General features: G+C 71.7%; 20 protein-coding genes and 1 pseudogene. 12 read left to right on the top strand and 9 right to left on the bottom strand.

Translation table 11 applies throughout. The features are described from left to right. The first annotated feature begins 271 nt into the window (after positions 1-271). Together MKL01_RS09210 and MKL01_RS09205 are read left to right on the top strand one after the other, a co-directional pair. Entirely contained in the window at positions 272-1807 is a 1536-nt protein-coding gene (locus MKL01_RS09210; RefSeq protein WP_243904912.1) for a glycosyltransferase family 2 protein, read from the top strand. Between the two features lie 366 nt (positions 1808-2173). Continuing rightward, positions 2174-2671: a cupin domain-containing protein gene (locus MKL01_RS09205; protein ID WP_243904911.1), complete on the top strand. Its 498-nt coding sequence runs from the start codon at positions 2174-2176 to the stop codon at positions 2669-2671. A 114-nt stretch (positions 2672-2785) separates the two neighbouring features. Here MKL01_RS09205 and MKL01_RS09200 read toward each other — a convergent pair whose 3' ends face one another. Beyond that, the gene (locus tag MKL01_RS09200) at positions 2786-4051 is read right to left on the bottom strand and encodes an FAD-dependent monooxygenase (RefSeq protein WP_243904910.1); all 1266 of its coding nucleotides are present in this window, start codon (positions 4049-4051) and stop codon (positions 2786-2788) included. 199 nt (positions 4052-4250) lie between these two features. Between MKL01_RS09200 and tesB the strand changes: the two genes are divergently transcribed. The 3 genes from tesB to MKL01_RS09185 all read left to right on the top strand — a co-directional run bounded on the left by tesB (position 4251) and on the right by MKL01_RS09185 (position 7387). After that, positions 4251-5150 (top strand): acyl-CoA thioesterase II, encoded by a 900-nt coding sequence (tesB, locus tag MKL01_RS09195; protein WP_243904909.1) that lies wholly within the window; start codon positions 4251-4253, stop codon positions 5148-5150. 300 nt (positions 5151-5450) lie between these two features. After that, positions 5451-5789, top strand: coding sequence for a P-II family nitrogen regulator (locus MKL01_RS09190; RefSeq protein ID WP_010683623.1), 339 nt, complete (start codon positions 5451-5453; stop codon positions 5787-5789). Positions 5790-5887: 98 nt separating this feature from the next. Beyond that, positions 5888-7387 carry an ammonium transporter gene (locus tag MKL01_RS09185; protein WP_243904908.1) on the top strand — a complete coding sequence of 500 codons (1500 nt, stop codon included), beginning with the start codon at positions 5888-5890 and terminating at the stop codon, positions 7385-7387. Between the two features lie 311 nt (positions 7388-7698). On the opposite strand, the gene MKL01_RS09180 is transcribed toward MKL01_RS09185, so the two are convergent. From MKL01_RS09180 to trmD, 3 genes are all read right to left on the bottom strand, one after another. Then, positions 7699-7947 (bottom strand): DUF1902 domain-containing protein, encoded by a 249-nt coding sequence (locus MKL01_RS09180; protein ID WP_243904907.1) that lies wholly within the window; start codon positions 7945-7947, stop codon positions 7699-7701. Between the two features lie 103 nt (positions 7948-8050). Beyond that, on the bottom strand, positions 8051-9220 hold the full coding sequence (locus MKL01_RS09175; protein ID WP_243904906.1) for a phosphoserine transaminase: 1170 nt from the start codon (positions 9218-9220) through the stop codon (positions 8051-8053). Between the two features lie 392 nt (positions 9221-9612). After that, positions 9613-10329: a tRNA (guanosine(37)-N1)-methyltransferase TrmD gene (gene trmD, locus MKL01_RS09170; protein WP_243904905.1), complete on the bottom strand. Its 717-nt coding sequence runs from the start codon at positions 10327-10329 to the stop codon at positions 9613-9615. Positions 10330-10404: 75 nt separating this feature from the next. Between trmD and MKL01_RS09165 the strand changes: the two genes are divergently transcribed. Further along, on the top strand, positions 10405-11124 hold the full coding sequence (locus MKL01_RS09165) for a class I SAM-dependent methyltransferase (protein WP_243904904.1): 720 nt from the start codon (positions 10405-10407) through the stop codon (positions 11122-11124). A 93-nt stretch (positions 11125-11217) separates the two neighbouring features. Further along, positions 11218-12009 (top strand): DUF4239 domain-containing protein, encoded by a 792-nt coding sequence (locus MKL01_RS09160; protein ID WP_243904903.1) that lies wholly within the window; start codon positions 11218-11220, stop codon positions 12007-12009. 226 nt (positions 12010-12235) lie between these two features. Here MKL01_RS09160 and rimM read toward each other — a convergent pair whose 3' ends face one another. From rimM to MKL01_RS09135, 5 genes are read right to left on the bottom strand one after another with little or no spacing between them, the layout of a single operon-like run. After that, positions 12236-12931 (bottom strand): ribosome maturation factor RimM, encoded by a 696-nt coding sequence (gene rimM / locus MKL01_RS09155; protein ID WP_243904902.1) that lies wholly within the window; start codon positions 12929-12931, stop codon positions 12236-12238. 11 nt (positions 12932-12942) lie between these two features. Then, positions 12943-13305, bottom strand: a complete 363-nt coding sequence (rpsP, locus tag MKL01_RS09150) for a 30S ribosomal protein S16 (protein ID WP_243904901.1) — start codon at positions 13303-13305, stop codon at positions 12943-12945. Positions 13306-13309: 4 nt separating this feature from the next. Next, positions 13310-13642: a chorismate mutase gene (locus MKL01_RS09145; RefSeq protein ID WP_243904900.1), complete on the bottom strand. Its 333-nt coding sequence runs from the start codon at positions 13640-13642 to the stop codon at positions 13310-13312. Then, positions 13639-15216, bottom strand: a complete 1578-nt coding sequence (ffh, locus tag MKL01_RS09140) for a signal recognition particle protein (RefSeq protein ID WP_243904899.1) — start codon at positions 15214-15216, stop codon at positions 13639-13641. Before ffh ends, MKL01_RS09145 begins: the two co-directional genes overlap by 4 nt. Positions 15217-15234: 18 nt before the next feature. Beyond that, positions 15235-15453 carry a glutathione S-transferase gene (locus MKL01_RS09135; RefSeq protein WP_243904898.1) on the bottom strand — a complete coding sequence of 73 codons (219 nt, stop codon included), beginning with the start codon at positions 15451-15453 and terminating at the stop codon, positions 15235-15237. A 311-nt stretch (positions 15454-15764) separates the two neighbouring features. Between MKL01_RS09135 and MKL01_RS09130 the strand changes: the two genes are divergently transcribed. From MKL01_RS09130 to MKL01_RS09110, 5 genes and pseudogenes are all read left to right on the top strand, one after another. Next, positions 15765-16385: an ATPase gene (locus MKL01_RS09130; RefSeq protein ID WP_243904897.1), complete on the top strand. Its 621-nt coding sequence runs from the start codon at positions 15765-15767 to the stop codon at positions 16383-16385. A 409-nt stretch (positions 16386-16794) separates the two neighbouring features. Continuing rightward, a complete protein-coding gene (locus MKL01_RS09125; RefSeq protein ID WP_409566234.1) occupies positions 16795-17844 on the top strand; it encodes a Rieske 2Fe-2S domain-containing protein in 1050 nt (349 codons plus the stop codon). A gap of 247 nt (positions 17845-18091) precedes the next feature. Beyond that, positions 18092-18328 (top strand): DUF6894 family protein, encoded by a 237-nt coding sequence (locus MKL01_RS09120; RefSeq protein WP_243904895.1) that lies wholly within the window; start codon positions 18092-18094, stop codon positions 18326-18328. 86 nt (positions 18329-18414) lie between these two features. Beyond that, the gene (locus MKL01_RS09115; RefSeq protein WP_243904894.1) at positions 18415-19476 is read left to right on the top strand and encodes an MBL fold metallo-hydrolase; all 1062 of its coding nucleotides are present in this window, start codon (positions 18415-18417) and stop codon (positions 19474-19476) included. Between the two features lie 194 nt (positions 19477-19670). Continuing rightward, positions 19671-19912: pseudogene (locus MKL01_RS09110) on the top strand (ABC transporter substrate-binding protein); the annotation flags it as partial.

Raw genomic sequence — 19912 nt, 5'->3', positions numbered from 1 at the left:
CCAATCCTCTCCCGCACGGGCTAGCGGATTCACACATCTCCGTTCGAGAACGAGAGCGATCGTTTCCGCGTCTCTCCCTTCCCCCTCCGCGGGGGGAGGGAGAGACGCGCATCCCGCTCATTCTCCTCGTCCCGAGGGAGAAGTGTGGATCCGGTAGCCCGCACGGGAGAGGGGGGGCGTCGCGCCGGCCGGCCCACGTTTGTCGTGTTCCGTGGGTTCCGGAACGACGCGGTGGCCACCGAACCGTACTGATCCCCCGGAGACGCGCCCCGTGCTGAAGAAGAAACCCGCTCCGGCCCCGTCGGCCTCCTGGGGGACGCTCGCGTGGCCGGACGCGATCCTGCCGCTGCCCCTCGACGCCCAGGTCCGCCCTCTCGACGAGCGCCGCCTCGGCCAGGTCGCCGCCGGCCAGATGCCGGAATGCCGGGCGTTGTTCGTGGCCCCGGCGGCCTCGGATCTGCGCCCCGACCTGGTGGCGCATCTCACGGCCGCGATGGCGGCGCGTCCCGATATCGGCATCTTCTACGGCGACGACGCCGTGGTGGACGGCGCCGGGCAGGTCCGCAGCGTCCATTGCAAGCCGGCCTTCAACCCGGCCCTGCTCATGGCCGACGATTACATCGGCTTCCCCCTCCTCATCCGCGCCTCGGCCCTCGCGGGCCTCAGCCCGGATTTCGGGCTGCGCCACGGCAGTGCCGCCTGGTTCCGGTTCCTGCTCGGCGCGGTCTCGGCGGGCATCGGCGTCGACCGCATCCCCGAGACCCTGATCGCCTCGCCGCTGGAGCGCCCGAAGGCGACGCGCACGGCCCGCGCCCACGCCCTCGACCGCTGGTTCGAGACGACGGGCGTACCCCTGCGCACGGGTCCCGGTCTGACGCCGGACACCCTGGAGATCCGCCGCACCCTCGACGCGCGGCCGGCCGTCACCCTCGTGGTGCCGACCAACCAGAGCCGGCCGAAGGACGATCAGGGCCGCGCGCTGGACGGCGCCAAGCCGCACGTGATCAACCTGCTCGACAGCCTGGGCCGCAGCACCTACCCGGCCGACCGGATCCGCGTGCTGATCGGCGACGACACGGTGGACGACGCGATCTATCGCGGCCGCTCGGACCGCTTCGCCGTGACGCGTCTTCTGACGACCCGCGCACCGGGGGAGCGGTTCAACTACGCCGCCAAGATGAACACCCTCTGGCGCGCGGCCGAGACCGACCTCGTCATCCTGATGAACGACGACCTCGTGGTGCGCCGGCCCGGCTGGATCGAGGCGCTGCTGACCTTCGCGGTCGACCGCGGGATCGGGGGCGCCGGCGGCCGCCTGCTGTTTCCCACCGGCAAGATCCAGCACGCCGGCATGACCGGCGGCATCTTCGATGTCTTCGCCCATCCCTGGTACAACCGCGACGCGGCCGAGCCGACCTATGGCGACTGGGCCCTGACTCAGCGGGACTGCTCGGCGGTGACGGGCGCGCTGTTCGCCACGCGCAAGGCCGTGCTCGAGGCGGTGAACGGCTTCGACGAGGACTTCGCCCTCGACTTCAACGATGTCGACCTGTGCCTGAAGATGCGCCAGCTCGGCTACCGCATCGTCTACACGCCGTTCGCCGAGATGGCCCACCACGAGAGCGCGTCGCGGCAGAGCAGCTTCGCGCCGGGCTCGCAGATCGCGCGCTTCCTCCGGCGCTGGCAGGACGTCCTGGTCGAGGATCCGGCCTACAGCCCGCAGCTGCGCACCGATACCGACGTGGTCGCCCCGCGCGCCGACGCGACGCGCTGGATCACGGAGCGCCGGGTGGAGGCCGCGGTCTAGGCTCGTTCCCGGACCCGTCGGGTTCTGTCGCAGGGCGGGCGGACGTCGCCGGCTCGGGCGGCGCGACCGACCCCGCTTCCGCACGGGGCGGGGACCGCGCCGGCTCCGTCTCGACAGGATCGGGACGGCGTCGTGCGCCGCCCGCCTCCGCGCACGCCCCCGGCGCAACGCCGGAGGAGCCCGCTGGCCCGGGGGCGCCGACATCGCCGGGCGACCGGCCCACGCGACGGCCGGATTAAGGACAACACCTGAAGAACAGAGGGATAGTCTGGAAAATCGGTCGGGGCTGCTGGTCGCTGACGATCGGCGCGTCGACAATGCGGTCGTCGTTCGGATGTATCCCTACCCCGAGCCCCGGAGACGACCGTGAAGAAGATCCCCGTCGTTGCGGCTCTCGGGCTGATCGCCGCCGGCGCCTATGCGGAGATCCGGCTGCACGAGGGGAACCGTCCCGTGGCCAGCGCGGCGCTCCGACCCGGGGTCGCGTCCTTCACGCCCGCGCCGATCCCGGCGGATTGGATCGTCTCGGGCGATCCCGTGACCGAGGTCGCGAAGGTCTCCGAGACCCACGACGGAACCGCGCAGGTCTACCTGTGGCGCACCTCGGCGAGCACGTTCCGCTGGACCCATCAGGCCGACGAGATCATCACGATCCTCGATGGCGAGGTCTTCATCACCGAGGCGGACGGCAAGCGTCATCACCTGGCCCCGGGCGATGTCGCGCATTTTCCGGTCGGGTCCGCCCAGCTGTGGGAGGTCCCGGAGAGCCTCCTGAAATCGGCGATCTTCAAGCACCGCAATCCCGCCTTCGTCGAGGCCCCGCTGCGCTGGATGCGCCGGGCCCGCTCGCTCGTCGCCGGCTGAGGCCGAGGGCAGGCCGTCCCGAATAGCGTAGCTCCCAGGGGGTACGAGCGCCGGATCCGCCAGGCCGGCAAATGCCCGGGCGTAGGTCCGGCGATCGGAACCGGGTCGATGCCGCTACAGCGCGTCCCCCCGCATCAGCCGGGGCCGCGAGCCGCGGGCGGCGGCGGCCTCGCCGATGAAGAAGCGCTTGAGCCCCGGCAACCGGTCCACGATCCCGAGGCCGAGGTCGCGGGCGAGCCGCAGCGGCAGGGCATCGTTCGAGAACAGGCGGTTCAGCCCGTCGGTGGCCGCCGCCATGGCGAAGCTGTCGAAGCGCCGGGCCCGCTCGTAGGCGCGCAGGACGTCGGGGCCGCCGGGATCCAGGCCGAGGCGCAGCGCGCCGGTCACCGCCTCGGCGAGGGCGGCGGCATCCGCGAGGCCGAGATTGAGGCCCTGGCCGGCGATCGGGTGGATCACGTGGGCCGCGTCGCCCAACAGGGCGAGGCGCTCGGCGCGGAACGCCCGGGCGAGCCCGAAAGCCAACGCGTGCCGGCTCGGGCCGTGCTCCAACGCGAGCGTCCCGAGATCCAGGGTGAACCGGCTCTCGATCTCCCGCAGGACCTCGTCGGGCGCCCCGGACAGGAGCGCGTCCGCCGCGTCCGACCGCTCGGTCCAGACGATGGAGGAGCGGTGGCCCAGGCGACCGCCGTCCCGCAGCGGCAGGATCGCGAAGGGGCCCGCGGGCAGGAAATGCTCGACGGCGCGGCCCTCGTGCGGCCGGGCATGGCCGATCGTCGCCACGATGCCGACCTGGGGGTAGGACCATCCGACCCAGCCGATCCGGGCCGCCTCGCGCAGGCGCGAGCGCGCCCCGTCGGCCGCCACGAGGAGATCGCCCCGCAGGTTCGCCCCCGTCGTGAGCTCGGCGCGGATCGCGGCACCCTCCGGCGCTGCGCGCGCCACGCCGGCCGTGACGAAGGCCACGCCCGCCGCCCGGCAGCCCTCCGCCAGGGCCTGCGCCAGGGGTTCGGCCTCGACCATGTGGGCGAAGGGCTCGTCCGCCGCGGGCGCATCCGCGTCGTCCCGGCCGAAGGTGAGGAAGACGGGGCGCACCGGATCGGCGAGGCGGCTGTCGCTGATCACCATCTCGGTGATCGGCTCGGCCGCGCCCGCGATCCGCGCCCACAGGCCGAGCTGACCCAGCATCCGCCGGCCCCCCGCCGCCACCGCGTAGGCGCGGCCCCGGTGCCGTGCGGGATCGGCGGCGCCCGGATCGATCACCGTCACGGCGAGCGCCGGGCCGTGGGCCTGCTTCAGGGCGAGGGCGAGGGCGAGGCTCGGCAGGCCGCCGCCCGCGATCAGGAGGCTGCGGCTGCCGGGGCGGGGCATATCGGCCGTCATCGTGGCGGATCCTTGGTGTGGCTCCCGCGTGCGGGATGGGGGATCGGTTCGTCCGAAACGCCGCGCGCAGGGTGCCGGAACCCGGATCCGGCACCCTGCGTGCAACATTTGCGTCGCATCGCCCGTCTCCGAAAGGTGGTCACCTGTCGCGACGATGCTCTATGTCGCACGCGGGCAACGAACGGAAACCCTGCGGCTCATGACCGACGCCAACACCGACGCGATGACGGATGCCGTCGCCGAACTCATCGCCATCCTCGATCTCGAGCGCCTGGAGGTCGACCTGTTCCGCGGCCAGAACCCGAAGACCGGATGGCGCCGGGTCTTCGGCGGCCAGGTCGTGGCGCAGGCGCTGGTCGCCGCGACCCGGACGGTGCCGGACGACCGCCCGGCCCACTCGCTGCATGCCTACTTCATGCTCCCGGGCGATCCCCGCACGCCCATCGTCTACGAGGTCGAGCGCATCCGCGATGGGCGGAGCTTCACGACGCGCCGGGTCAAGGCGATCCAGCACGGGCGGGCGATCTTCGCCACGACGGTCTCCTATCAAGTTTCCGAGGACGGACTGACGCACCAGCCCGCGATGCCGGCCGTGGCGGGGCCGGAGGGCCTCCTCGACGGCAAGGCCCTGGCGGCGGCCGGGCGCACCGGCATGCCGGAGGCGATCGCCGCCTATTTCGGTCGCGAGCGCCCGATCGCCCTGCGACCCGTCGACCTGAACCGCTATATCCCCGCCGGGGCGGGAGCCCGGCCGCCCGAGCCCGTCTTCAATGTCTGGCTGCGGGCCGCCGCCTCCCTGCCGGACGATCCCGCGCTCCACCGGGCGGTGCTCGCCTACGCCTCCGACATGACCCTGCTCGACGTCTCGCTGATCCCGCACGGGCGCTCGGTGTTCGATCCGACCATCCAGGCCGCCAGCCTCGATCACGCGCTTTGGTTTCATCGCCCGGTGAAGATCGACGACTGGCTCCTCTACGCGCAGGACAGTCCGGTCGCCGGTGGTGCCCGCGGCTTCGCCCGCGGACAGATCTTCGATCGGGCCGGCATGCTCGTCGCCTCGGTCGCGCAGGAGGGTCTGATCCGTCCGATCCGGGATTAAAACGCTTTGCCGCGCGTGCGTTGCCGATCGGCCACGGCGTCGAGTGCGCATTCTTGAGCAGATTGCCCGTATTCCGGGCATCTTGGTTCCCTGTGGTGCCCCCGTATTGACCGGACCCGGCTAATCCCTAGGCAAAATTGCCCGGCCACGCGCGGTTCCCGGTCAAGCTTGCGTGGCATAGTCCTTGAATAGCGGCGTCCAACCGCAGGCCATCCCGCGCCGGCGGACGATCCGGGCCGGGTCGTCCCGCAGCTCGGGCGAAGGCAACGGTTCCCAGGGACTACGAAGGGGGCGTCGCCCATGAAAATCGTGATGGCCATCATCAAGCCGTTCAAGCTCGAGGAGGTGCGCGACGCGCTCACCGGCATCGGCGTCCACGGCCTGACGGTGACGGAGGTGAAGGGCTACGGCCGGCAGAAGGGCCACACCGAGATCTACCGCGGCGCCGAGTACGCGGTCAGCTTCCTGCCCAAGCTCAAGATCGAGGTCGCCGTCGCCTCCGACCTGACGTCGAGCGTCATCGACGCCATCGCGGGAGCGGCCCGCACCGGCCAGATCGGCGACGGCAAGATCTTCGTGATGCCGCTGGAGAAGGCGGTGCGCATCCGGACCGGCGAGACCGACGCCGACGCCCTCTGATCGGACGCCCTCGGATCCGCGGCCCGGCGCCCCCGGGCCCGCTGAGCCCTGCAGACTGCCTGAATCAACACGGAATCGAGACCGGGAGCCACGTGCCCATGAAACTTCGTCACGCCCTCATGCTCGGCTTGGGAGGAGCGGCGATCGCCGCCCTCCTGATCGAGCCATCCCTCGCGCAGACGCCGGTGCCGGAAGCGGCGTCGCCGCCGCCGTCCCCCGTCCCCAACAAGGGTGACACGGCCTGGATGCTGATCTCCTCGGCCCTCGTGCTGATGATGTCGGTCCCCGGCCTCGCCCTGTTCTACGGCGGCCTCGTGCGCACCAAGAACATGCTCTCGGTGCTGACCCAGGTCTTCGCCATCGTGGCGATCGTCGGCCTGCTGTGGGTGTTCTACGGCTACAGCCTCGCCTTCACCAACGGCGGCGGCATCAACGACTTCATCGGCGGCTTCTCGAAGGCGTTCCTGAAGGGCGTCGACGCGAACTCCACCGTGGCGACCTTCTCCAACGGCGTCGTGATCCCCGAGTACGTCTACATCTGCTTCCAGATGACGTTCGCGATGATCACCCCGGCGCTGATCGTCGGCGCCTTCGCCGAGCGGATGAAGTTCTCGGCGCTGGTGGTGTTCATGATCCTCTGGGTCACGCTCATCTACTTCCCGATGGCCCATATGGTCTGGTACTGGGCCGGCCCGGACGCCGTCGGCAACGCCGCCAAGGCGCTCGCCGCCGCCACCGACGACGCCTCCAAGGCGACCGCCCAGGCGGCGCTGGATGCCGTCAACAAGGATGCGGGCTTCCTCTTCCAGAAGGGCGCCCTCGACTTCGCCGGCGGCACCGTGGTGCACATCAACGCGGGCATCGCGGGCTTCGTCGGCTGCCTGATCCTCGGCAAGCGCATCGGTTACGGCCGCGATCTGCTCGCCCCGCACTCGCTGACCATGACGATGATCGGCGCCTCGCTGCTGTGGGTCGGCTGGTTCGGCTTCAACGCCGGCTCGAACCTCGAGTCCAACGGCACCACCGCGCTCGCGATGCTCAACACCTTCGTGGCGACCTGCGCGGCCGCGGTGGCGTGGCTGTTCGCCGAGTGGGCGCTCAAGGGCAAGCCGTCGCTGCTCGGCATGGTCTCGGGGGCGATCGCCGGCCTCGTGGCCGTCACCCCGGCCTCGGGCTTCGCCGGCCCGATGGGCTCGATCGTACTCGGCCTCGTGGCCGGTGTGGTCTGCTTCGTGATGTGCTCCACCGTGAAGAACGCCATCGGCTACGACGACTCGCTCGACGTGTTCGGCGTTCACTGCGTCGGCGGCATCCTGGGCGCGCTCGCGACCGGCATCCTGGTCGACCCGAACCTCGGCGGCGTCGGCATCCCGGACTACAGCACGAAGCCGGGCGAGATGGTCGTCGGCGCCTACGACATGATGAGCCAGCTCACCGTGCAGGCGGAGGCGGTCGGCCTGACTCTGCTTTGGTCCGGCGTCGGCTCGGCGATCCTCTACAAGCTCGTCGACCTGACGATCGGCCTGCGGGTGACGCAGGAGGAGGAGCGCGAGGGTCTCGACATCGCCGATCACGGCGAGCGCGCCTACAACTACTGAGACGGACGGCGCGGCCCCAAGGGGCCGCGTCCACGGCATGACAACCCCGGCTCCCTGTGGGCCGGGGTTTTTATGTGAAGATCTCATTGCAGGGCGGCCGAGCCTCGGAGCCTGTCCGCCCCTCACACTTCAATCACCAATGCTACCGGAGACCGCTGCCATGGAGATCCGACGCGCAGCCTCATCCTGAGCCAGCGGCGTGCAGCGCAGGCTTCGACGGAGGCCTCTAGCCAGTCGCGCGATCCCTGGAGTCCTCCTTCGAGTCTGCTCCGCAGAACCTCAGGATGCGGTTTGGAATGGGAGAAGCCGTGTCAAACGGGCGCTGAGATGAGGTGCACAGTTCCCAAGCGGGCCCGATCATGCGCGGAGGCCATCAGATCGACGTCGATGTCCCCGCTCTGATCATCCTCGCCAAGATCTTGGATCATTCCAGGTAGCTTCTGCCGCAGCGCCTCGAGCGAGGCCGCTTCCGTGGCGAGGCCGGCAACATCGCTGTCCGAGACGTACCAGACGGCCGCGTCCGAAGCCCAGGCGCAGCGGGCAACGGCGTGGCGGCTCATCGCGGAACTCCAAGGCTCGGTCCGAGACATCGCGCAATCCCTGCGCGCCGGCAAGGTTGCGCAGCCGCTCCCGCAGGACGGGAGCGACACACGGGTCAGGCGCTCACGCCGCCTTCGCCAGCGCCGCCTTCTCCTCGGCGAAGGCCCAGTCGAGCCAGGGCGTCAACGCCTCCAGGTCGGATGTCTCCACGGTGGCGCCGCACCAGATCCGCAGGCCCGCCGGGGCGTCGCGGTAGGCGCCGATGTCGAGGGCGACCCCCTCCCGGTCGAGGCGCTCGACGATCCCCTCCGCGAAGGCCGACACCGCCGCGTCGCCCCGGGCGAGCACGTCCGGATCGGCGATCACCAGGCACACGCCCGTGTTCGAATAGGTCGCCGGATCGACCGCCAGCGGGGCGATCCAGGGCGTGCGCGCCACCCAGTCGTAGATCGCCCGGGCGTTGGCGTCGGCCCGGGCGTGCAGCGCGGGCAGGCCGCCGATCCGCTCGGCCCAGCCCAGGGCGTCGAGGTAATCCTCCACCGCCAGCATGGACGGCGTGTTGATCGTGTCGCCCTTGAAGATGCCCTCGATCAGCCGGCCGTCCTTCACCAGGCGGAAGACCTTCGGCAGCGGCCAGGGCGGCGTGTGGCTCTCCAGGCGCGCCACGGCGCGGGGCGAGAGGATCAGCATGCCGTGCGCCGCCTCGCCGCCCATCACCTTTTGCCAGGAGAAGGTCACGACATCGAGCTTGTCCCAGGGCAGGGGCTGCGCGAAGGCCGCCGAGGTGGCGTCGCAGATCGTCAGCCCCTCGCGGTCGGCCGCGATCCAGTCGCCGTCCGGCACCTTCACGCCGGCCGCAGTGCCGTTCCAGGTGAAGACCACGTCGCTCCGCTTCGTGTCGATCGCGGCGAGGTCCGGCAGCACGCCGTAGGGCGTCTGGTGGATGCGGGGGTCGATCTTGAGCTGCTTCAGCGCGTCCGTGACCCACTCCTTGCCGAAGGCCTCCCAGGCGGCGACCTCGACGGGCTTCGGCCCGAGCATGGTCCACATCGCCATCTCGACGGCGCCCGTGTCGGAGGCCGGCACGATGCCGATCCGGTAATCGGCCGGCACCCGAAGGACCGCCCGCGTGAGGTCGATGGCGCGGCCGAGCTTGGCCTTGCCCACGGGGGAGCGGTGCGACCGGCCCAGAGCGGCGTCGGCCAGGGCGGCCGGACTCCAGCCGGGGCGCTTGGCGCAGGGGCCGGACGAGAAGTGGGGCACGCGCGGGCGCTGCGTGGGGCGGCTGGTCATCGGATCCATCCTCGCAGAGGGGCGCCCCTCGACGGGAAGGCGTTCCCCGGAGCGCGCATGCGCCCAAACCGGCCGTCTGGCAAGCGCCCGTCGGGGCGGTGATCGCCGGCGCCTGCTCCCGGCCGGGACACGCTGTCCGGGGCGGCGGAACAGTCGATTAAGCCTGGGGCGTTAGCCTTAATGGCGTGCCGTGTTGTGTTCGAGGTACGCCCATGTCTATCCACAGCGCCGCAATTGTGGCGGTCTGGTCCGCTCTGCTTGTGGTTATTGGAGCCTTAACGGCCCACATGGCGCTGCCGAGCCGTCTCCGGCGGCCGGTGCCGCAGCCGCTGCATCTCGATCCCCTCGATTACGATGGCGACGGTCCGCTGATCGACCTGGAGGCGGCCTGATCAGGAGCGGGGAGGCGGGACCGCGCCGGACAGGTCGGGGCGCCGCTCCGCGGTGATGCGCTCGGCCTCCGCCCGCCGCCAGCGGGCGATGGCGCCGTGGTTGCCGCCGGAGAGCACCTCCGGGATCGTGTGCCCCTCCCAGTCGCGCGGGCGCGTGAAGTGCGGGTATTCGAGGAGCCCGCCTTCGAAGCTCTCCTCGAGGCCGGACTCCGCCTTGCCCATCACGCCGGGCAGGAGCCGCACGCAGGCGTCGAGCACCACCAGGGCGGCGACCTCGCCCCCAGAGAGCACGTAGTCGCCGATCGAGACCTCCTCCAGGCCGCGCCCGGTGATCACCCGCTCGTCCACCCCCTCGAATCGGCCGCAGACGATGAGCGCCCCCGGCCCCTCCGCGAGGGCGCGCACCCGCGCCTGGGTGAGCGGCCGGCCGCGGGGCGACATCAGCAGCCGCGGCCGCGGGTCGTCGGCGGGGCTCGCGGCGTCGATGGCGGCGGCGAGGACATCGCAACGGAGCACCATCCCGGCGCCGCCGCCGGCCGGCGTGTCGTCCACCGAGCGGTGGCGGCCGAGCCCGTGCGCGCGGATGTTGCGGGTCTCCAGGCTCCAGTCGCCCCGGGCGAGGGCGTCGCCCGAGAGCGACACGCCGAGGGGCCCGGGGAACATCTCCGGGTAGAGGGTCAGGATCGTGGCCCGCCAGGGCGTGTCCGCGCGCGTCATGGCGCTTGATCGCGCGCGGGGTGCGGCATGGTCAACGCCGCCGGCACCGTTTCGGCCGTCGGCGGGTTACCGGCCATGATCCGATTCCTGGCTCTCTTCGCCTTCGTCCTCGGCGGCCCGGCCTTCGCGGCCGAGCCGATGGCGCCGCCCGGCGCGCCCGCGGATGCCTTCCCCCGGCCCGACCGGCCCGTGGCCGAGATCGTCGCGCCGCGCTGGTCCTCGGAGGCCGAGCGCGACCGGGCCGGCGAGTTCGAGGCCGTGGCCAAGGGCATGGGCATCGCGCCCGGCGAGACGGTGGCCGATATCGGCGCCGGCAGCGGCTACTACGTGGTGCGGCTGAGCCCCAGGGTCGGTCCGGGCGGCCGGGTGCTGGCCGAGGACGTCACCCCGGACTACCTGGCGGCCCTGGAGAAGCGCGTGGCTGGCCTCGCCAACGTCACCGCCGTCCGGGGCGAGCCGCACGATCCGCGCCTGCCCGCGGCCTCCGTGGATGCGGCGATCCTCGTCCACATGTACCACGAGATCACCCAGCCCTTCGGCCTCCTCTACAACCTCGCGCCCGCGATGCGGCCCGGCGGCCGGGTGGGCATCGTCGATGCGGACGATGTCCCCTCCCGGCACGGCACCCCGCCGGCCCTCCTGCGCTGCGAGCTCACGGCCGCCGGCTATCGCGAGACCGGGTTCCATCCGCTGAAGGGAGGCGCCTACCTGGCGGTGTTCGCCGCCCCGGCCCCGGACGCGCGACCGGCGCCGGCGACGATCCGGCCCTGCCGGGACGCGACGACGCGGCGGTAGCGCGCGGCTTCGGCGGCGGCCGCCCGGCCTTCACGGTTTCTCAGCCCGCGACCGGCAGGATCAGGCTCCATCGCTCTCGGTGCAGGCCGCCGCATGCTCCTCGGACTCTGGCTCGATCAACCGCTCTGGGCGATCTTCGCGGCCCTGGCCGTGCCGTTCGCCACCCTCAGCGCCCTGTTGTGGCTGGCGACGCGGCTGCGCCGGACGCGCCCGGTGGTGGTCCGCCTCGGCGCCGGCATGGTGCCCACCTACTTCACGGCGATCGCGACCCTGCTCGCGCTGCTCACGGGCTTCGTGGCGAACGACGCCTGGGAGCGGCAGCGGGCGGCGTCCCGGACCCTCCAGTCCGAGCGCGCCAACGCCCTGGCGGTCTACGATCTGAGCCTCGCCTCGGTGTCCGACATGCGCGACATCCGGGCGGCGCTCGCCGCCTATCTCGACGTGGTGATCAGGCAGGAATGGCCGCGCATGAGCGAGGGTGGCTACGCGCCCGAGGCCGGGGCCGGGCTGCGGCGCCTGCTCGAGACGGTCTCCGATCCCAAGATCACCGCCGAGGCCGGCGCCCCGGTCCATGCCGCGCTGCTCAACGCCGCCATGGCCCTGCGGGCCGACCGCGGCGAGCGGCTGGCCCTGAGCCAGACCGCGAGCGACGAGACCAAGTGGTTGACCCTCCTGGTCCTGGCGGCCCTGACCCTCGTGGCGCTGGGCCTCGTCCACACAGAGTACCCGGCCGCCCAGGCCACGGTGCTGACCACCTTCTCGCTGGCCATGGTGACCACCCTCGGCCTGATCGCGCTCCACGAGCGCCCGTTCGACGGGCCGCTCGCCATGAGCGCCGAGCCTCTGGTCATCGCCCGAGCCGCCGTGGCGGGGCCGGCGCCGTAGAGGTTACGCGGCCGAAACGGGCACGGTCCGCGACAGCGATGCTGTGTTTCGATGACGAAGCGCGGGGCATCTTTCCGGAAGGGCTGCCGGATTCACACACCTCGTTCGAGGGGAGATGCGGCCGCATCCGCGCTACTCCCTCCCCCGCGGAGGGGGGAGGGCGGGCCATATCGGGTGTGCCTGTCGTGTCGCGGACCGTATGGCCCGCCCACGCGAGCCTGCCGACTCAGCCCGGATCGTCGGCCGGCTTCTCCCCCGGCGGCGCGAACAGGTCCTCCGGGGGAACCACCGTGACCCGCCGCTGCTCCATGTCGAGCACCGGCACGAACGCCTTGGTAAAGGGCAGGAGCGCGGTGGTGCCGCCGGCGGGCGAGCGCAGTTCCAGCAAGTCGCCGCCGCCGTAGTTCGGCACGGCCACGATGGTCCCGATGAGGGTCCCGGCCGCGTCGACCGCCGTCGCGCCGATCAGGTCGGCCGCGTAGACCTCGTCTTCGTCCTCCGGGGCGGCCAAGCGGTCGCGGGGGACGAACAGGGCGAGCCGGTTCAACGCCTCGGCGGCGTTGCGCCCGGAGACGCCTTTCACCCGGGCGATCAGCATGTCGGGCGAGGAGCCCGGGGCGGGCCGCACCTCGGCGAGCGTCAGGCTGCGCCCGTCCGAACCGAGCAGGGCACCGTAGCCGGCGATCGCCATCGGTTCGGCGGTATAGGATTTGAGACGGACCTCGCCGGTCAGCCCGTGCGCGCGGCCGAACTCGCCCAGGAGGACGAGGTTCGGATCGGCGGGCCCCGGCTGCGCCGGCGCCTTCGCGGCCGGTGCCTTCGGCGAGGTCGCGGCGTCGGGCGCGATCGCGCCGACCGCCGCGTTCTTGCGGCCGCGGCGGCCGCCGTCGCGGGGGGAGGGACCTGCGGGGCGGCGCGCCATGATGCGGCGCCTTACGCGGCGGCGTCCTCGGCGGGCGCGGCGGCCTTCTCGGCGCGCTTGGTCGCGCGCTCCTTGGCCTTCTCGCCCGGCTCGGCCTTCTGCGGGTTGTTCCGCGTCGGGCGCTTGGCGAGGCCGGCCTGATCGAGGAAGCGCAGGACCCGGTCGGTCGGCTGCGCGCCCTTGGCGAGCCAGCCCTGGATCTTCTCGTTGTCGAGCACGATGCGGGCCGGATCGTCCTTGGGCTTCATCGGGTCGTAGGCGCCGACCTTGTCGATGAAGCGGCCGTCGCGCGGGGCGCGGGCGTCGGCGACGACGATGCGGTAGTAGGGGCGCTTCTTGGCGCCGCCGCGGGTGAGGCGGATCTTGAGGGCCATCGTCTTACTTTCTCTCGGTGTCGGTCGCCGACTCGTGCGTCGCCGCGATCGACTGGTGGTGCCGGATCACTTCCTTGACCACGAAGGCAAGGAACTTCTCGGCGAAATCGGGGTCGAGCTTGGCGTCGACCGCGAGGGTGCGGAGCCGGGCGACCTGACGGGCCTCCCGGTCCGGATCGGAAGGGGGGATCCCCTTGCGGGCCTTGAGCTCGCCGACCCGCTGCGTGCAGCGGAACCGCTCGGCGAGGAGATGGATCAGCGCCGCATCGAAATTGTCGATGCTGTCGCGCAGGCGTGCGAGTTCGGGATCGACGGCTTGTGCGGAGAGGATGCTCATTTCTTCTTCCCCGGCATGAACCCGCCGAGACCCGGAAGCTTCGGACCGCCGAGTCCGGGAAGCCCCGGCATCCTGGGCATCCCGCCCCCGCCCAGGCCCGGCGGCATCGGCGGCAGCTTGCCGCCGAACTGTTTTTCGAGTTGGGCGATCTGTTCCGGGGTCGGCTCGGGCATCCCGGGCGGAAGGCCCCCCGGCATGCCGCCGCCCATTCCACCACCCATGCCGCCGCCGCCCAGCCCGAACATCGAGCCGAGCGCCTGCCCGATCCCGCGCTTGCCCTGGCCCATCGCCTTCATCATGTCGGCCATGGTCCGGTGCATCTTCAGGAGCTTGTTGATCTCCGAGACGTCGACGCCGGAACCGGCCGCGATGCGCTTCTTGCGGCTGTTCTTGAGGAGGTCGGGGTTCTTCCGCTCCTGGGCAGTCATCGACGAGATGATCGCGCGCTGGCGCTTGAACATCTTCTCGTCGAGGTTGGCGCCCTCGACCTGCTTCTTGATCTGGCCCATGCCGGGCAGCATGCCCATCAGGCCGCCGATGCCGCCCATCTTCTCCATCTGGGCGAGCTGCATGGACAGGTCTTCGAGGTCGAACTTGCCCTTGCGCATCTTCTCCGCGGTGCGGAGCGCCTGCTCGTGGTCGATGGTCTCGGCGGCCTTCTCGACCAGCGAGACGATGTCGCCCATGCCGAGGATGCGGTTGGCGACGCGGGCCGGGTGGAACTCCTCCAGCGCGTCGACCTTCTCGCCGACGCCGACGAGCTTGATCGGCTTGCCGGTGACGGCGCGCATCGAGAGCGCCGCGCCGCCGCGGGAATCGCCGTCCATGCGGGTCAGCACGATGCCGGTGACGCCGAGCCGCTCGTCGAAGGCCCGGGCGGTGTTGACCGCGTCCTGGCCGGTGAGGGCGTCGGCGACCAGCAGGACCTCGTGGGGCCGGGTCGCGGCCTTGACCTCGGCGGCCTCGGCCATCAGGCCCTCGTCCACCGTGGTGCGCCCGGCGGTGTCGAGCATCACCACGTCGAAGCCGCCGAGCCGGGCCGCCTCCATGGCGCGCTTGGCGATCTGCACCGCCGACTGGCCGGCCACGATCGGCAGGCTCTCGACGCCGACCTGCTTGGCCAGGACGGCGAGCTGCTCCATCGCGGCCGGGCGGCGGGTGTCGAGCGACGCCAGCAACACCTTCCGCTTCTCGCGCTCGGACAGGCGCCGGGCGATCTTGGCCGTCGTGGTGGTCTTGCCCGAGCCCTGGAGGCCGACCATCAGGATCGGCACCGGCGCGGGGGCGTTGAGGTCGACGGTCTCGGCGTCGGTGCCGAGCATCGCCACGAGCTCGTCGTTGACGATCTTCACGACCATCTGGCCGGGGGTGACCGACTTGAGCACGACGGCGCCCACCGCCTTCTCGCGCACCTTGTCGGTGAAGCCGCGCACCACTTCGAGGGCGACGTCGGCCTCCAGCAGGGCGCGGCGCACCTCGCGCATGGCGGCGGTGACGTCGGCCTCGGTCAGGGCCCCCCGTCGGGTGAGCCCCGAGAGGATGCCGGAGAGGCGGTCGGACAGGCCTTCGAACATTCCGGTGCAGCCCTGCCGTTACTGTTCCAGGCCGGCGCGCTCGACGCGGCGCGCCTGGAGGGCGGCCTCGAAGCTGCGCACGGCGCCGGCGAACTTGTCCCGGCATCCCGGGTTGCAGAAGCCCACCACGGCGCCGTTGTAGAGGGTGAGCGAATCCGCAGAGATCGGCTTGCCCGACCAGGGGCAGGTCTCGTTGATCGCGTCCTCGATGGTCAACGCTTGCTGATCCTGCGTCATGCGGGTGCCTCGGCCGGCGGGTCCCGTCCTGGCGGATCGGCCCAACGCCCATCGCGCCCGAGGGCGCAGACGCGCTGTCGGGCGTTGACCTCCGGTCTCACGGGACCGGTCGGCTTGGCACGGGTCGATCTGCTACGGATCGGGAGGGCGGGACGTAGCCGCGCCGCGGCGGAAAGTCAATTTCGCGTGTCCGCGGCAGGGCCCGCCGCCCGGGTCGCCCTGCGACAGGACGTTGCGCGGACAGGTGTTTTTACCGATCGTTAAGCATGTTCGGATTGTCATCGTGCGGTATTCGCTCAGGACGCCCGCCGATGTCGGAACCCGCCCGCTCCACGCCGCCGAACGAGGCCGCCAACCGCACCGCGCCCGGCCCGCTTCGGGACTGGCTCGCGGCGATGAAGACCCAGGGCGCGCCGGAGACGCGCGGCGAGGCGCAGCCCGAGGCGTCGCGACCGGAGCCGAAGGCGGCCCGCGCCGCCGAGACGGTGTGGTCGCCGCGGGTGGTCGGACCGGCGGAGTCCCTCGCCGAGCTGCGCGAGGAGGCGCCCGAGGATGCCGACCTGTCCGAGCTGATGGCCGAGAACCTGATGCTGAAGGCGAAGCTGCGCCTGGAGGCCGAGCACCAGGACACCCTGCAGGCGATGCTGGCGGAGGAGATCCGGGCGCTCCGCGAGCACATCCGCGACGAGATCGGCTCGCTGGAGCAGCTGCGTGCGGAGCAGGACGAGATCCGCGCCGAGCGCGAGAGCATCGGTTCCGAGCGCGAGCGGTTCCAGACCGAGCTGGAGGCGTTGCGGACCGAGCGCGAGGCGCTGCGGGCCGAGACCCTCACCCTGGCGGGCGAGCGTGACGCGGTGCGCGAGGAGCGCGACCTGTGGCGTGCGCGGACCGAGGCGCTGGCCCAGCCGCTCTTCCAGATGCAGAAGCGCTGAGCGCGTCCCCGCAGAGGCCTGAAAAGCCGAAGGGCCACCCGAGAGGGTGGCCCTTCCATTGCCGAACCGTGATGTCCGGCGGAACTGTCCCGAGATCGGGTCTCTGACGCGTCTTAGAGCGACGCGCCGGAGGCGACGGTCCAGGTCCGATGAGCCGAGACACACGGCTGATGACAATGAGACACTGGATCACCTCCTTTCGTTCGTTGCGGGTGACGCGAAGGTAGGTGGCCGCGCCGGGATTGTGAAGCCTCCCGCCTGCGCCCGTTTGTCCTCCCCGGCCGCGAGCTTCCCCGTTTCGGCCCCCGGGCGTATGACGAGCCCCCCGAGGTCAGGCCGCACCGCCGTGAACGCGCCCTTCACGAACCCGCCCCGCCCCGCCGACGAGGCCGCCCTCGACCCCGACGCGATGCGCCAGCCGCTCGGGAACGCGTGGTACTGCGTCGGTCCGTCCCGGAGCCTCGGCACGGCGGCCGGTGGGAGGGGCCCCGGGCCGGGACTCCGCGCCGTCGAGCTGAACGGCGAGCAGATCGTGCTCGGCCGCGCCCCTGACGGCAGCCCCTTCGCGCTGCGCGACCGGTGCCCGCATCGCGGCATGGCGCTCTCGAAAGGCCGCTTCGACGGCGAAACGCTGATGTGCCCGTTCCACGGCTGGCGCTTCGGCACGGACGGTCGGTGCCGCGACGTCCCCACGCTCTCGGAGCACGACGCCGCCGACTTCTCCCGCATCCAGGTCCAGCGCTTCCCGGTCCGCGAGAGCGCCGGGTTCCTCTGGGTGAACCCGCATCTCGGGCCTGAAGGCGGCGACGTGCCCGCCGTGCCGGAGCTGGACTTCGAGCCCGCGGGGTCCCTCGTGGTCGCGCTCGTCGTCGAGGCGTCGTTCGATCTCACGACGTTGAGCCTCGTGGATCCGGGACACGTCGCCTTCGTGCACGATTCCTGGTGGTTCCGGCCCTCGAAGCAGCTGCGCGAGAAGGTGAAGACCTTCCAGCCGGTGCCGCACGGCTTCGTCATGACGAGCCACGCCACCACGACGAGTTCGCCGGTCTACCGCCTGCTCGGCGGCGTGCCGGAGGTCGAGATCGAGTTCCGCCTGCCCGGCGTTCGCCTGGAGCGCATCCGGGCGGGGGCCAAGCGGGTGGCGAACTACACCTTCGCGACGCCGCTGAGCCCGGACCGCACCCTGCTCACCAACGCGCTCTACTGGAGCATGCCGGCGCTGAACCTGCTCAAGCCCGTCGCCCGGCCGCTGATGCGCCAGTTCCTGACGCAGGACCAGCAGGTCCTCCAGCACGCGCAGGCCGGCCTGGACCGCAAGCCCACCATGGTGCTGTTCGGACAGGGCGACCTGCCCTCGCAATGGTATTTCCGCCTGAAGCGCGAGGCGCTGGAATCCGCCCGCGACGGCCGCGCGTTCGCCAACCCGCTGGAGCGTCGCGAGCTGCGCTGGCGCTCCTGACCGGGCCCACGGAACGGGCGGGCCCCGGGGCGGTCACGTCGGCTTGCACGGGATGCGATCGGATCCCGCTGCCGCGTCGGCGAGGGGGCCGGACATCGCGGGTCGCGGACGCGGCGGTCGGCTCCGCGCCCTTCGTGGTCGATCCGGCGGCCGCCGACACCGCTATCGCCCGGCATTTAAGACCTCATTAACCATACATAGAGCAATCATCGCAGCGCATTACCTCTCATTGAGACGCTTCGCGCCGATGCCTCGCTTCTTCATCGATCTTCACGACGGCTCGCAGCCGATCCGCGATGAGGTCGGCTTCGATCTGCCCGATCTGCCGGCCGCGCGCGCCAAGGTCACCCGGATCATGTCGGCGATCGCCCGCGACATGCTGCCGGACGTCGAGCGCCAGGATTACGTCGCCTGCGTGCGCGACGGCGTCGGCAAGGTGATCTACCGGGCGCGCCTGTCGCTCGCCGCCGAGGCCGTCGAGTGAGCCGGCCTCCGCGCTTCGTCCCCTGAGGCGCCCGGCCGCGCCGGCGGAGAGCTTGACCGGTCCGCCGCGGCGGCCATCTGAGACGCATGAAACGGCGCAGCCTGCTCACGGTCGCCAGCGCGGCCACGGTGATGACGCTCGGCGGTGTCGGCTACGCCGCCCACCGGCGCGGCAAGAACCCCTATTACAGCGGGCCCGTCTCCGATCATTTCGACGGGCTAAGGTTCTTCCTGCCGGACCAGGCGACCGACAAGTCGCTGCCGGACGTGCTCCGCTGGCAGGCCAAGCGGCAGCGCGAGCCCTGGCCGAGGAGCTTCCCCAGCCCCCATCCCGCAGACCGGCCCCCCGAGCGCGTCGCGGGGCTGCGGGTGGTGCTGATCGGCCATGCGAGCTACCTGGTGCAGGTCGCCGGCCGCAACATCCTGATCGATCCGGTCTTCGCCAAGCGGGCGAGCCCGGTGCGCTTCGCCGGGCCGAAGCGCGTCAACCCGCCGGGCATCGCGCTGGCCGACCTGCCGCCCATCGACGCGGTGCTGATCACCCACAACCACTACGACCATCTCGACGGGCCGAGCCTTGCCCGGATCTGGCAGGGCCATCAGCCTCTGATCGTGGCGCCCCTCGGCAACGACGCCATCCTGCGCGGCTACGACGCCACCATGCACGTCGAGACCCGCGACTGGGGCCAGACGGTCGACCTCGGCGACGGGCTGCAGGTCCACCTGACGCCCGCGAACCACTGGTCGGCGCGGGGCGTCAACGACCGGCGCATGGCGTTGTGGTGCGCCTTCGTGATCACCTCGCCCCGGGGCGTGCACTACCACGTGGGCGACACCGGCTTCGGCGACGGCGCGCTGTTCCGCGAGATCCGCACCCGCTTCGGTGCCCCCCGTCTGGCGACGCTGCCGATCGGCGCCTACGAGCCGCGCTGGTTCATGCAGGCGCAGCACGTCAATCCCGCCGAGGCGGTCGAGGCCCTGATGCTCCTGGGCGCCGAGCAGGCACTCGGCCATCACTGGGGCACGTTCCAGCTCACCGACGAGGGGATCGAGCGGCCCGCCGAGGCCCTGGCGGCGGCGCTCGATGCCGCCGGCCTCCCGCCCGCGCGGTTCCTGGCGCTCCGGCCCGGCCAAGTCTGGCAGGCCTGAAAGTCCGGCGGGCCTAAAAAGTCGAGCGGGCCTGAGATCGGGCAGGCTCGGTCGCCGCCTCCGGAGGTCCGGCTAGGCATGATGCGTGCATCATTCTGTATGCAGCACGGGATCGCGTCCCTCAGAACGCCGTGGCGCGCCTGAGAAGCGGGCGCCGCTCCGTGCGGCGCATCCGCGTTCAGCCGAGAGACACGATGGACCTGATCAAGCCGACACGCCGCGCCCTGATGGCCGGGGGCGCCGCGCTCGCCGCGTTCGGAGCGGCGGGCCGGGCCGGCGCGGAGGGCGCGGCGCCGGGCAGCCTGACCTACGGCATCTCCATGACCGACCTGCCGCTGACCACCGGGCAGCCGGACCGAGGCGCCGGCGGCTACCAGTTCACCGGCCTGACCCTGTACGACCCGCTGGTGGCCTGGGAGCTCGACGTCGCGGACCG

Source organism: Methylobacterium sp. J-070 (genome assembly GCF_022829385.1).
In the GTDB taxonomy this organism is placed as follows: domain Bacteria; phylum Pseudomonadota; class Alphaproteobacteria; order Rhizobiales; family Beijerinckiaceae; genus Methylobacterium.
This window is presented reverse-complemented; position numbering and strand designations above follow the sequence as displayed.